Genomic DNA, 12,794 nt, shown 5'->3' with positions numbered 1-12,794 from the left:
GAGACAGGCACCAAGGCGGCCATCACGAGGGTCCGCCCACCATGGCGCGCACCGGCAGCGGGGCCATGCTCGCCGCCTCGGGCATCAGCGCCGCGCTGATCGCGGCCGGCGCCTTCCTGTTCAGGCGGGGCAGGGCCCGGCGGTGACGTGCCGGGTGCCGGTCGCACTCCCGCCCGGCACCCTCGCCCGTCGGCGTCGTACCCGTCAGGACCCGGCCGCCCCGCCCACCTCGTTCGCCGAGAGCGGGACGGGCGGGACGGGCGGGGCGGACGGAGAGAGTGGGGACGGGACGGCGGGCGGGGGCGCCTGGCGTACCACGCGCGGCCGGACCTCCGGGTCCTGCCGCGGGTGCCCGCCGCGCAGCCGGTCCACCAGCCGGTGCGAGACATGCCGGCACCACAGCCCCCACATCGCCCGCCCGGGGCCGCGGTCGTCCGAGGCGTGCCAGGCCAGCTCCCGGCGGACCCGGGTGGGCCGCAGCACGGTCAGCGGTGCGTAGTTCTCCACCACGAACTCCCGTCCGGGCAGCGGCGACCCGTCCGGCAGCGGACGATGGGTCAGATCCAGATGCAGGGCGCGTACGACGTCCAGTCCGGCGGTGTCGCAGAAGAGCCGGAACTGGGCGCCGGGGCGCGGATTGAAGTCGAGCAGGTGGTAGCGGCCCGTCGTGCCGCAGCGGCGGAAGTCCAGGTCGAGGATGCCGCGGTAGCCGAGCTCACCGGTGAGCCGTTCGGCGAGCGCCTGCACCTGGGCGTGGGGGGTCCATCGGCCGACGGCCGTCAGGCCCGCGCCGCGCGGCCAGGCGTGCAGCTTGCGGCCGGGGCCGCCGCCGCGGACGGCTCCGGTGCGGTCGACGTACCCGTGGAAGAACCAGTCGCGGCCCGGGCCCGGCGGCAGGAACTCCTGGAGGAGCAGACGGCTGCCCGCGTCCTCGGCGCGTGCGTACAACTCGCGGGCCTCTCGCATGGAGCGCACCACCACCGTGCTGCGCAGCCCACGGCCGGTGGGCAGCAGCCAGGGCCGGCTCCACTTCGCCACCACCGGCAGACCGAGCTGCCAGGCGGCCCCGGCGGCCTGTGCCGCGCTGTCCGGGATCACGGTGACGGGATGCGGCACGTCCACGGCGGCGCACACGGCGGCCAGCTCCGCCTTGTCCGCCACCCGTTCGGCCAGTGCGCCGGGCTGTCGCGGCAGCAGATACGAGGGCGTCAGTTCCTCGCGCAGCCGGCCCACCGCGACGGCGCTCGCGTCGTCCATCGGGATCAGCACGGCGGGGCGCGCGATCCGGGCGGCCACCCGGCGCAGGGTCGCGGCGATCTCGGCCGTTGTCGCGCCGGGCGGGGGCGGCAGGTGCAGCCGGGTCACGTAGCGGGAGCCACGGACCGGGCTGCCGGCTAAGTCGGCGACCACGTGCACCTCCACGCCGGTCCTGCCGAGCGAGCGCACGGCGCCGAGCGTGCCGTGGTGGAAGGGGTTCCGGTCGATCCGCAGCAGCACGGCGGGGACGCGGATGTCGAGCAGTGGCACGGGCTTCTTCCCTCACGTCGGTTCACCTGCGCGGCGGAGCGGATCACCCGAAGGCTCCGTCACGCTGGCCGGATTCGTAGGTATATGTCTGATTGTCATTGACTGGAGTGCCGGAGCGGTCAGAGGAAGCGTCAGGAGTCGGTGCGAGCATGAAGAACGGAGCAGGCATGGCCCCACAGCAGTCGCGCGCCCGGTCCCGACGGCTGGCCGTCGTCGCGGCCGCGGTCGCCGCGTCGGCAGCCTTTGCCTCCGGTACGGGGTTCGCCGCGTCCGATCCGGTCCACCCGTCCACGACAGCCGCCGCGGTGAGGCCCGCGACCCCGAAGTCCGCGACCCCACAGTCCGCGATCCCGAAGTCCGCGACCCCGCGGTCCGTGGCCCGGAACCCCGGGCCGCGGCAGGCCGGGAAGGGCGTCCCCGCCTTCGGCGCCTACCTCGACTACGGCGCCCTCGGCGTGGACCGGATCGCGGGCTTCAGCAACTGGCTGGGCGGTGCGGAGGTGCGGGTCGGGCACACCTATCTGCCGGGTGACATGTGGAGCAACATCGAGGGCGACGTCGGCTTCCTCGGCGCGTGGGCCGACTGGCGCCGGCAGAAGAGCGACCGGATCTTCGTGCTCAACGTCCCCATGCTGGAGCACAACGAGGCCGGCGTCCCCGACGAGCAGGTGCGGCAGCTGCTGCGCCTGGGCGCCGCCGGGCAGTTCGACCACCACTTCCGCGCCCTCGCCGAACGGCTGGTGGCGCTGAAGGTGCCGGACACGGTGATCGTGCTCGGCTGGGAGATGAACGGCACCACGTACACCCATCGCTGCGCACCGGACCCGGAGGCCTGGAAGCAGTACTGGAACAGGATCGTCACCACCATGCGGTCGGTGCCGGGCCAGCGGTTCCGGTTCGACTTCACGCCGAGCCGGGGCCGGGACGCCGTTCCCTGGACGCAGTGCTATCCGGGCGACGCCACCGTCGACATCATCGGCATGGACTCCTACGACCAGCCGTCCGGACTGTCGTTCGACGAGCAGGTGAAGGAGCCCTACGGCCTCCAGGAGCAGGTGGACTTCGCCAGAGCGCACGGAAAGCCCGTCTCCTATCCGGAGTGGGGTCTCTTCCGCAACGGCGACAACGCCGCGTACATGCGGGGCATGCTCGCCTGGATGGACGAGCACCGGCCGGTGTACAACACGCTGACCGACTACTGCCCGCACGGCGTGTGGCAGTGCCCGGGCAACCCCGCGTCGTCCGCGGCCTACCGCGCCCTCCTCGCGTCGCCCACCGCGCAGACCACCCCGACCGGACCGACGACTCCGGTCACTCCGACCACTCCCACGGTGCCGACCGTCGTCCCGACCGTCCCGCCGGCCGAGCTCCCCGCCCCGGAACCCGGGGTCGGCTGTCTGCCGCTGGAGCTCGGCGACTGGATCGAGCACTGGATCGGCGGGAAGATCTGCACCCGGATCGGCGGGTTGCCACGCGCCTGAGGCGTGTCCGCACGGGTGGCGGCAGGCCCGGTCAGGACCTGTCGCCACCGTCGCGCTCCCTCAGCCGGGTCAGCAGTTCCTTGCCCCGCCGCCGCGCGGCGACGTCGCACACCACCGCCGACAGCAACGGGGCGGTACGCCGCCGGGCCAGCAGCAGCCGCTGGTTGACGACCGGTTCCGGACGCCAGTGGTACTTGTACGGCTCGCTGCCGCGCAGCAGGCTCAGCGTGCCGCGCCCGCCCGCGCGGGTGTGCTCGGCGCACGCGTCGAGCAGTATCACCGCCACGTCCGCCTTGCGTTCGCGCAGCCGGGGGTGGGCGCCGTAGAGGTAGCCGCCCGCCAGCCGTCGCGACAGCAGGGTCAGATCCACGGCGACCACGTCGTCGTCGAGCCGGAACTCGGTGACCACCGCGTCTCCGGAACGCACCATCGGCCCCACCGACCGCACCAGGTGCTCGCAGAACCGCGCCTGGAGGTGCTCGGACGTCACCTTCCGGCCCTGCCACTGGAGCCGGTGCAGTTCGAGCAGCCGGCGCAGCGCGGAGTCGACCTCGTCCGGCCGGACGAGGTGGCGCTGCACGCCCAGCGCGGTCAGCTTGCGCAGCTTGGCGCGTACCCGCTGGGCCTTCGCCGGTGGCAGCCGGGCCACCAGTTCCTCCATCGGCACGGCGGGCAGCTCCAGGCACAGCGAGTCGTTCACCCGGCGGCGGGGCCCGGTCCAGCGGTCGTAGACCCGTTCGATCGCGCCGCCGGGGCGTACCTCGCGGAAGTCGATCAGCGCGGTCCGGGCGACGGCCGTGAGACCGGCGGTGAGCGCGGCCACCGCCGCCTCCCCGCGCTCGTCGTCGACGAGGACGTCCCCGTAGTCGGAGATCGCGCCGCCGAGGGGCACCAGCGCGGACACCGGACGGCGTACGGCCATCAGCGGGGCGGCGGCGACCAGTTCGCCGCCGTCGCGCACCAGCAGCAGCCGCAGTCGGCCCGGCCGGCCGTAGGACAGCCACCACGAGTACAGCCAGGCATGGCTCTGGAACGGGGTCGCCGTCCGGGACCGCGCGTACAGCCGGTCCCAGGCGGGGGCCAGCGCGGCGAAGGTGCCCTCGTCGGTGACCAGGTCGGTGGTGTACGCGGGTTTCACCCACGCCCGTGCGGTCACAGCTTTCCGTGCAGGTCGGCGGCCAGGGCCGGCCCGGGTACGGAGGCGGACCGGGGCGGCTCCTGGGGGGTCCGCCGGGGCCGTACCAGCAGCAGCAGTCCGCCCAGCAGGCCGCCCGCGCTCGCGCCCACCAGGCCGGTCACCACAGGGGATGCCGAGGACGGGGAACCCGGCCGGACCGCCCGGGCGAACTGCTGGAGCTCGACATGCGTGGCGTCCTTGCTGTCGTCGGCGTGCCGGGTCAGGGCGAAGGCGACGGCGTTGGCCATGTCGGCGGCCTGGGCCGGACGGGAGGAGGTGGCCGTGACGGCGACCATCGGGGCGTCCGGCGAGGTCGCCGTCTGCACGCTCGCCTGGAGCACCTTCGCCGAGACGCCCGCCCTGACCTGCGCGTCCCCGAGTACCGCGAGCTGTGTGGCGACCCGCCCGTACGCCTGGGCGAAGCCGAGCGCGGCCGCCGGGTCGGACTTCTCCGTGGGCACGGCGACGACGTACGCCGTGGCCGTGTACGACGGTGGTTCGACGACGCCGTAAGCGCCGCCGAGCAGGCCGCCGGCCAGGACGCCGGACGCGAGCAGGGTCCAGACGGGCAGGGACCGGGGGCGGGAGTGGACGGAGGCCGGGCGGTGTGGTCCGGTCGGGTTCTCGGTCATGAGGTGCTGGCTTCCTGAGGCGACGGGGACTGCGGGGGCTGAGGTGACAGAGGGGGCTGAGGGAGCGAAGAGAACGGAGAGAGCGGGGGAGGGAGCGAGGCGGCCCGGCCGGAGAGGGCCGCCGTGTAGACGCCCATGAGCCGGGCGGCGCTGCGCTCGATGCCGTAGTGCCGGGCGGCTTCCGGGGCGGTGCGCGGATGCGGACCCCGGGCGCGGGCCTCGGCGAGCGCCCGGGCGAACGCCTCGGCGCCGCCCGTCACACGCACGGCGCCGGGCGCGGTGTGCGGCGGCAGGTCCTCGATCGCCGGGCAGGAGGCGTAGCGCACGGGCAGCCCACAGGCCAGCGCCTCGACTACCGCCAGCCCGAAGGCCTCCTCGGGGGACGGCGAGGCCAGCAGGTCCATCGCGGCGGTGAGCGAGGGCAGGTCGGGTCCTGGGGAGCCGTCGGGCGCACTGGGGCGTTCGCCGGTGAACAGCACCCGGTCCGCGACCCGGGCCTCGTGGGCGATGCGGCGCAGCACGCTCTCCTCGGGGCCGCCGCCGACCAGCAGCAGCCAGCAGTCGCCGGGGAGTTCGGCGAGCGCACGGACCAGGACGTCGAAGCGCTTGCCGGCGACGAGCCGGCCGATGCCGCCGACGACGTAGGCGCCCTCGGGCAGACCGAGGCGCCGTCGGGTGCGCTGCCGCTGGATCGGGTCGAAGCGGAAGCGGGCCAGGTCGATGCCGTTGGGGACGACCTCGATGCGCGGGGCGGGCACGCCCCAGCGCTTCAGCCGGTCGGCGACCGTGGGGGAGACGGCGACGGTCGTGGTGCCCAGCCGCTCCCCGGCGAGGTAGAGGGCACGCACCCCCCGGGTCAGCCTGCGGCCCTCGATCCGGGAGTCGCCGAGCGAGTGCTCGGTGGCGACGATCGTGCGCACGCCCGCGAGCCGGGCGGCCAGCCGGCCGTAGAGACAGGCGCGGTAGAGGTGGGTGTGGACGAGGTCGTAGCGGCCCCTGCGGATGAGCCGGACCAGCCGCGGCACCGCCGCCAGGTCGCGGTTGCCGCTCATCCCGAGGTGGACGACGCGCACCCCGTCGGCGACCAGTCCGTCGGCGACCGCGCCGGGGTCGGTGAGCGTCACGACGTCGCAGTCGACGGGCAGATGGCGTAGCAGCAGCCGCAGTTGCTGCTCGGCGCCGCCCACGCCGAGTCCGGTGATGATGTGCAGGGCCTTCATCACAGCCCCTCGACGGGTCGGCGGCGCAGCCGGTGCAGCCGGTGTTTCAGGAACAGGCGTACGGCACCGTCGTTCTGACCGATGTGCACGCGGGGCAGGGCCAGACGGCCGCCCAGCGGGCCGGGATCGATCGCGCAGGCGTAGTCGTACCCGGCGTCCCGTACGGCGTCGACGGCACGCCGGTCGACCGTGCCGTACGGGTAGCAGAAGCCGTCGACCGGAGCCCCGGTCAGCTCCGTGAGCGCTGCTCTGCTCTCGGCGGTCTCGCGCTTCAGGGTGAGGTCGTCCGCCGTGGTCAGGTCGACGTGGGTCAGCCCGTGCGAGCCGATCTCGACGCCCTCGGCTGCGGCGTGCCGGATGCCCTCCGCGGTCAGCAGCGGTTTACGCGGGCCGAGCGGGTCCCAGGCGTTGTCGCCGCCGAGCCGGCCCGGCAGTACGAAGAGGGTGGCGCCGAAGCCCCGGCGGCGCAGCCGGGGCAGGGCGTGCTCGACGAAGTCGGCGTACCCGTCGTCGAAGGTGAGCCCGACCAGGCCCCGGCCCCGCCCGCGGCCCCGGGCGGCGAGCAGCGCGGCCATGGACACGCCCGTCAGGCCACGCCGGCCGAGCCAGTCCAGCTGTCGTTCCAGCCGGTCCGGGGTGACGGTGACGCGGTAGGGGTCGTCGGAGCAGTCGCCCACGGAGTGGTACATCGCGACGAACGGGACGGGGGCGGCACCGGTCCGCCCGGCATCCCGGACGGGCCCGTCGGAGACGGCGGTCTCGGGAGAGACGGCGGGTTCGAGGGAGCCGGGGTGCCCGGGGGAGACGGTGGTCGGGACGGCGGAGTCAGCGGAAGAGGCCATGCGCAAGCCTTCGGGTCGCGGAACATACGGATCTCAGTGCGGGGGCGAAGCCCTGGGCGCCCAGGGCCAGGCCGACCAGGACGAAGACGCAGACCACGGTCGCCGCGCCGGCCGCGAGCCCGGCGGACGCGGAGGCCGGGCGGCTCGCGGCCAACAGGCCGGCCGCCGTGGCGATCGCCGCGGCGCGCACCGGCTTGGCCAGCTCACGCAGCACCCGCCCGGTGCGCACCGGGACACTGCGCGAGCCGAGGCCCACCAGCAGCAGCGCGGCCGTGAGGGTGATGCCGAAGGCGTTGGCGGCGGCGATCCCGACGACCCCCCAGCGGCCCACCATCCACGCGCCGACCGAGGCGGTCGTGACCAGCCCCGCGGCCATCGCGCCGAGCGGGTACCAACTGGCCCGCCCTGCCGAGAAGTACGAGCGCACCAGCGCTCCCACCAGGGTCTGGCCGAGCAGCCCGAGCGCGTACACCCGCATCACGGCCGCCGTCGCCGAGGTGTCCGACGCGGTGAACGCGCCGCGCTGGAAAAGCAGTTCGACCAACTGCGGAGCGCACGCCACGACGGTGGCGGTGCCCAGCAGCACCACGCACGCGGCCAGCGCCAGGTCCCGTTCGACCCGGTCGCGGGCCCGCTCGGTGTCGCCGTCGGCCAGGGCCCGCGCGACCACCGGGAAGGTGACCGTGCACAGCATCAGCGACAGCGTCATCGGGATCTGCGCCACCTTCTGGGCGTAGTTCAGGTGCGAGATGGCGCCGGCCGGGAGACCGGAGGCGAGGAAGCGCTCGACGAGGACCTGCGACTGGCGGCACAGGGCGAAGAGCAGGACGCTGGCGAGCAGGACGGAGCCCATCGGCCCGCCGCCCGACTCCGGAAGAGCCTCGCTCCTGCCCTCGCCCGCGCCCTCGTCCGCGCTCTTGCGTCGCAACTGCCGCAGCAGCGAAGGAAGCTGCGCCAGCACCATCAGGAAGCCGCCGGCCGCGACCCCCGCCGCCGCCGAACGCACCCCCCAGCGCCCGCCGAGCACCAACATCCCGGTGATGATCCCGGTGTTGTGGACGACGTAGATCGCCGCCGGGGCCAGGAAGCGGCGGTGCGCCCGCAGGGCCGCGCTGGAGTAACCGGCGAGTCCGAAACTCAGGACGCAGGTCGCGGTGAGCCGGGTGCAGTCGACGGCGAGCGCGGGATCGGGCAGGCCGGGGGCCAGGGCCGCGACGAGCTGGGGGGCGGCGCCGATCAGCAGGCCGGAGACCGCGGCGAAGCCGAGCGACAGCCGGGGCAGGGTGGTGGCGACCAGCGCCCGCACCGGGTCGCCCGGCATGCCCTGCGCCCGCCGGGCCAGCGCCATGCTGAACGCCGGGATCAGCGCGATCGCCAGCCCGTCCTCGATGAGCAGCGTGGCCGCGAACTCCGGCACGGTCCAGGCGACCAGGAAGGCGTCCGTCTCGCTGCCCGCCCCGAACAGCCGGGCCAGCGCCTGGTCGCGCACCAGCCCGAGCAGCGACCCGGCGACGGACAGCGCCGCCGTGACGAGCGCGGCCCTGGCGAGGAACCGCCGGGTGACGGAGGCGTTGTCGCTCCCGTCCGGGACAGTGGGCGCGGACCGGGCCGCCGGTACGGAGACCTTGCCCCCCGTGCCACCCCTGCTCTCCGTGTCGCCCCTGCCCTCGGTGTCACCCCGGTGCGACCGCTCGGCCCGACGCGACCGGCGGGTCCAGCGCGACCGGCCGGCCCGGGGCGGCCCGGAAGGTGTCACCGTCATCGCGCCCCGGCCTCCTCGGCCGGCCGGCCCGCGAGCACCGGCAGGTGCGCCGGACGCCGCTCGCGCTCGTCGCCGGCCAGCGACCACCAGGCCACCAGCCCGAAGCAGACCGCGGTCAGCACGGTGGAGGGGCCGCCGATGTCGGCGTACAGGAAGTCGACGAGCTGCCACACCAGCAGCCCGCAGGCGACCAGCGCGCAGTCCGCGCCCGGACCGGCCGCGCGCACCCGCAGCAGCCCCCGCAGCCCGCACACCAGCAGCGCCAGCCAGCTCCCGGCGAGCGCCAGCAGCCCGATCAGCCCCTGCTCGGCCAGCACCAGCAGGTACATGTTGTGCGGGGACAGCAGCGGCTGCCTGCGGAACGCGGAGCCCGCGCCCTCCGTGTCGCTGCCCGACGACAGCGCCAGCGACGCGTGCGCGTCCCGGTGGTCGGGGAAGCCCTTCAGTCCCACGCCGGTCAGCGGTCGCTCCCGCCACATCCCGGCGGCCGCAGCCCACAGGGTGTACCGGTCGGTCACCGACTGGTCGGGCGCGTCCGTCACCTGGGTGATGCTGTTGATCCGCTCCTGGAGCATCGCCGTACCGACCCCGAAGCCGCCCAGCAGGATCACGCCCGCGGCGGCCACCGCGGCGCCCACCCGCAGCGCGCGCCGCAGCCCGGCCAGGAGCAGCTGGACGACGCAGGTCAGCGCCGTGGCGATCCACGCCCCGCGGCTGAAGGACAGCGCGAGCGGCAGCAGCAGCGCCAGCGCGCAGGCCGCGGCGGCCAGTCGTTGCCGCAGCGGTGTGCGCCCGAGCGCCAGACCCAGCGCGCACACGAGACCGAAGGAGACCACGGTCGCCATGCCCATCACGTCCTGCGGCCCGAAGGTGCCGACCGCGCGGATCTCCTCGCCCTGGTACGAGGCACCGGTCCCGGTGACGTACTGGTGCACGCCGACCGCCCCCTGCCACCCGGCGAGTGCCACGAACGACCAGGCCAGCAGCCGGAAGTCGGACCGGCCCCGGATCAGCAGCAGGACGGCCGCCGGGACCAGCACGAAGACCTGGAGGTAGCGGCCCAGGCCGGTGACCGCGGCCCCCGGCGAGGACGCGCCCAGCGCGGCGACCGCCAGCCCGACGACCGGCAGCCCCAGCACCACCGCGGCGAGCGGCGACAGCGGGCGCCGCCGCTGCCGTGCGAGGCGCACCACGCAGAACGCGACCACCAGCGCGGACAGCGCGTCGGCCGGGCCCGCGCCGCCCTCCCCACCGGGGGAGACGGGCAGCGCGAGCAGGGCGAGCACGGCCACCACGGGCAGCACCGGGGAGACCTTCCGGGAGAGCTTCCCGAGGGCCTTCGGGGCCGGCCGCGCGGAGCGGACCGGGGTCGGGGCGAGGCTCATCGTCGTCAGCTCCCGGTCGGCCGCACGAGCGCGGCCGCGGTGCGCAGCAGGATGCAGATGTCCTGCCACAGCGACCAGTTGTCGATGTAGGCGTTGTCGAAGCGGGCCCGGTCCTCGATCGAGGTGTCGCCGCGCAGTCCGTTGATCTGGGCCAGTCCGGTGATACCGGTCGGCATCCGGTGGCGGGCCGCGTAACCCGGGTGGTGCTGGCTGAACTGGGCCACGAAGTACGGGCGTTCCGGCCGTGGGCCGACCAGGCTCATGTCGCCGGACAGCACGTTGAACAGTTGGAGCAGCTCGTCCAGCGAGGTCTGGCGCAGGAAGCGGCAGAAGCGGCTCATCTCCGGCTCGCCGGCCACGCTCCAGCGGGTGGCCGCCTCGTGCTCGTCGACGGGACGGTGGGTGCGGAACTTCAGCAGCGTGAAGGGGCGCCCGCCCTTGCCGATGCGCTCCTGGCGGAACACCACCCCGGGTCCGTCGCTGATCCGCAGTACCACCGCGCACACCAGCAGCAACGGGCTGACCAGCAGCAACGCGGTCCCCGACAGCAGCACGTCGACGGTCCTCTTGCCGAGACTGCCCCGGCGCCGGGCGCCCATGTCCAGCCGCCGGCAGGGGTACCCCGCCAGCTGGTCGCGGGTCGCGTACGACGGGTAGTCCGCGTCGACCTCCCGCACCGTGCAGCCGGACTCGGCGAGCGCCCGCAGCAGGGGGCCCTGCGCGGTGCGGACCGAGGGATGGACGGCGAGCACCTCGCGCACCCCGTTCTGGATCAGCGCCCGCTGCACCTCCTGACCCGTCGTCAGCACCGGCAGCCCCTGCTGCCCCTGTGGCCGTTCGGTCCGCTCGGCGACGATCCCCACCGGCCGCACCCCGCACCGCGGATGGCGCAGCACGGCCGCGGCCACCCGCTGCGCGGTCGCCGCGGGCCCGATGACCAGTGCGGCACGCGGGCGCCGCAGCAGCGCGGCGCGCCGCCGCCCGTGCGCGATCCCGCGCCCCAGACAGGCCGCCGCCGACTGGACCAGGACTCCGAGGACGAGCGTGCGCGCGGACAGCACGTGCTCCGGCGTGTACGCCGCCACGAGCGCCGCCAGCGCCAGCCAGCCCACCGCGATCCGCCCGCAGACGGCGGGCAGTTCGTCCAGCACGCCCCGCACCGGACCGATGCGCCCGGCGCGCAGCAGCATCGTGGCGCCCACCAGCAGGGCCACCACCAGCGGTGTGCGCTGTGCCTCGCCGAGCACCGAGGCGCCGACGAAGGCCGCGGCGAGGTCCGCGAGCCGCAGCGGAAGCGAGGAGGCGGGCCGCGCCGGGGGCCGGCGGGCGGGGAACCGGAAGCCGGTGCCGCGCTCGCGCGCGGGCATGACCGAGACGGGCGAGGATCCGTGGTCCCGTGGCTGCGCGCCGGGGGAGGGGACGGTACTTTCCGCAGTCACGAGTGGATGGACTCCCTGCACTCGGAGGGCACCACGCGCCCTGTTGCCTGGTTCCGACCGGCACCGAGCAGGTCGTCGTAGACGGCCGCGACGGCCTCGGCCGTGCGCCGTACGTCGTGTGCGGACAGGACGTGCCGACGCCCCTGCCGGCCGAGCGACGCGCGCAGCGGCGGGTCGAGCAGCAGCCCGGCCACGGCGGCGGCCAGCGCCCCCGGGTCCCCGGGCGGGACGAGACAGTGCCCGGTCAGGGCGGGCGGCAGGCTCTCGCGGGCGCCGTCCACGTCCGTCACCACCACCGGCCGGCCGCAGCCCATCGCCTCCAGCGGGGCCAGTGCCATCCCCTCCCAGCGCGAGGGCAGCACCACCAGGTCGGCGGCCCGGTACCAGGGCACGGCGTCGGCGACGGCTCCCGTGAACAGCACGGACCGCGGTGCGCGGGCGCGCAGCCGGTCCCCGTCCGGGCCGTCGCCGACCAGCACCAGCCGGGCCCGCGGCACCCGCCGCAGGACAGCGTCCCAGGCGTCCAGCAGGATGTCCTGGCCCTTCTGCCGGCACAGCCGCCCCACACAGACGACCAGCGGAGCCCCCGCGTCGACGGCCGCCTCCGGCACGGCTCGCCGGTGGTCCGCGGCGGCCGGTCCGAAGCGCTCCGGGTCGATCCCGTTGGGGATCACCGACCACCGTCCGGCGATACCGGCGCGCACACCCGTGAGGCGTTCCGCCTCGCTCACGCACACCACCCGGGAGGCCCAGCGCGCGCCCCATCGCTCCCACTTCAGCGCGAGCGCCGCCGCGGTGCCGCCGACCGCCTCGAACGACCAGGCGTGCGGCTGGAACACGGTCGGGATCCGCCCTCGTACGGCGATCCGGCCGGCGAGCCCGGCCTTCGCGCTGTGCGCGTGCACCAGGTCGGGCCGGACGTCGTCGAGCAGCCGGGCGAGTTGCCGTACCTCACGCACGAGGGCCGGACCGGGCGACCTGGTCGCGCGCCAGTGCCGTACGTCGGCGCCCGACGCGCGCAGCGCGCGGGCCAGTTCGCCGTCCGGGCAGGCGACCGTGAGGTGCAGACCGGCCGTGAGCTGGGCCCGCACCAGGTCGGTCACCACTCGGGCGACCCCGCCGTCCACGGGTTGGGTGAGGTGGAGGACCCGTGGCCGAGAGTCCGTTGCTGGCAGGTGCATTGCGCGGTTTTCCTCGCTCACGATGGCGCTCGGTCCGTACGGGAACGCGCCGTCTCACCGTTGTGCGTCGACGGCGACGAAGAGTGCGCCGGTCCACGCCGCGTCCCGCTGGGGAACGAGCCGGACAGTCAGCTGGTCACCACGCCGT

Annotated in this window: 10 protein-coding genes; 1 reads left to right on the top strand and 9 read right to left on the bottom strand. The window is 75.1% G+C overall.

What is annotated here, in order from left to right; translation table 11 throughout:
- Positions 1-204: 204 nt before the first annotated feature.
- The gene (locus FNH09_RS20955; protein ID WP_338017630.1) at positions 205-1,527 is read right to left on the bottom strand and encodes a carboxylate--amine ligase; all 1,323 of its coding nucleotides are present in this window, start codon (positions 1,525-1,527) and stop codon (positions 205-207) included.
- A gap of 167 nt (positions 1,528-1,694) precedes the next feature.
- Here FNH09_RS20955 and FNH09_RS20950 point away from each other — a divergent pair, with 167 nt between their 5' ends.
- On the top strand, positions 1,695-3,008 hold the full coding sequence (locus FNH09_RS20950) for a glycoside hydrolase family 26 protein (RefSeq protein WP_152890222.1): 1,314 nt from the start codon (positions 1,695-1,697) through the stop codon (positions 3,006-3,008).
- 31 nt (positions 3,009-3,039) lie between these two features.
- On the opposite strand, the gene FNH09_RS20945 is transcribed toward FNH09_RS20950, so the two are convergent.
- The 8 genes from FNH09_RS20945 to FNH09_RS20910 form a co-directional block, all read right to left on the bottom strand.
- Entirely contained in the window at positions 3,040-4,146 is a 1,107-nt protein-coding gene (locus tag FNH09_RS20945; RefSeq protein WP_162468872.1) for a GNAT family N-acetyltransferase, read from the bottom strand.
- A gap of 14 nt (positions 4,147-4,160) precedes the next feature.
- Complete coding sequence (locus FNH09_RS20940) at positions 4,161-4,817, bottom strand: YveK family protein (protein WP_152890201.1); 657 nt, start codon at positions 4,815-4,817, stop codon at positions 4,161-4,163.
- The gene (locus FNH09_RS20935) at positions 4,814-6,037 is read right to left on the bottom strand and encodes a glycosyltransferase (RefSeq protein WP_152890200.1); all 1,224 of its coding nucleotides are present in this window, start codon (positions 6,035-6,037) and stop codon (positions 4,814-4,816) included. Before FNH09_RS20935 ends, FNH09_RS20940 begins: the two co-directional genes overlap by 4 nt.
- Positions 6,037-6,726: a polysaccharide deacetylase family protein gene (locus FNH09_RS20930; RefSeq protein WP_152890216.1), complete on the bottom strand. Its 690-nt coding sequence runs from the start codon at positions 6,724-6,726 to the stop codon at positions 6,037-6,039. Before FNH09_RS20930 ends, FNH09_RS20935 begins: the two co-directional genes overlap by 1 nt.
- A gap of 136 nt (positions 6,727-6,862) precedes the next feature.
- Positions 6,863-8,641, bottom strand: coding sequence for a murein biosynthesis integral membrane protein MurJ (gene murJ / locus FNH09_RS20925; protein WP_238426880.1), 1,779 nt, complete (start codon positions 8,639-8,641; stop codon positions 6,863-6,865).
- Positions 8,638-10,026, bottom strand: coding sequence for an O-antigen ligase family protein (locus FNH09_RS20920; RefSeq protein WP_152890199.1), 1,389 nt, complete (start codon positions 10,024-10,026; stop codon positions 8,638-8,640). The genes murJ and FNH09_RS20920 overlap by 4 nt, the downstream gene beginning before the upstream one ends.
- Positions 10,027-10,031: 5 nt before the next feature.
- Complete coding sequence (locus FNH09_RS20915) at positions 10,032-11,465, bottom strand: exopolysaccharide biosynthesis polyprenyl glycosylphosphotransferase (protein WP_162468871.1); 1,434 nt, start codon at positions 11,463-11,465, stop codon at positions 10,032-10,034.
- A complete protein-coding gene (locus FNH09_RS20910) occupies positions 11,462-12,646 on the bottom strand; it encodes a glycosyltransferase (RefSeq protein WP_152890198.1) in 1,185 nt (394 codons plus the stop codon). The genes FNH09_RS20915 and FNH09_RS20910 overlap by 4 nt, the downstream gene beginning before the upstream one ends.
- Between the last annotated feature and the right edge of the window lie 148 nt (positions 12,647-12,794).

It is taken from the genome of Streptomyces adustus, from assembly GCF_009377175.1.
Taxonomy (GTDB): Bacteria; Actinomycetota; Actinomycetes; order Streptomycetales; family Streptomycetaceae; genus Streptomyces; species Streptomyces adustus.
The sequence above is the reverse complement of the archived record's forward strand: the minus strand, read 5'-3'. Positions and strand labels throughout refer to the sequence as shown.

Coding starts and splice junctions, on each gene's coding strand:
- FNH09_RS20950 (WP_152890222.1), top strand. CDS start 1,695: ATGGCCCCACAGCAGTCGCGCGCCCGGTCCCGACGGCTGGCCGTCGTC.
- FNH09_RS20940 (WP_152890201.1), bottom strand. CDS start 4,817: ATGACCGAGAACCCGACCGGACCACACCGCCCGGCCTCCGTCCACTCC.
- FNH09_RS20935 (WP_152890200.1), bottom strand. CDS start 6,037: ATGAAGGCCCTGCACATCATCACCGGACTCGGCGTGGGCGGCGCCGAG.
- FNH09_RS20930 (WP_152890216.1), bottom strand. CDS start 6,726: ATGTACCACTCCGTGGGCGACTGCTCCGACGACCCCTACCGCGTCACC.
- murJ (WP_238426880.1), bottom strand. CDS start 8,641: ATGACGGTGACACCTTCCGGGCCGCCCCGGGCCGGCCGGTCGCGCTGG.
- FNH09_RS20920 (WP_152890199.1), bottom strand. CDS start 10,026: ATGAGCCTCGCCCCGACCCCGGTCCGCTCCGCGCGGCCGGCCCCGAAG.
- FNH09_RS20910 (WP_152890198.1), bottom strand. CDS start 12,646: ATGCACCTGCCAGCAACGGACTCTCGGCCACGGGTCCTCCACCTCACC.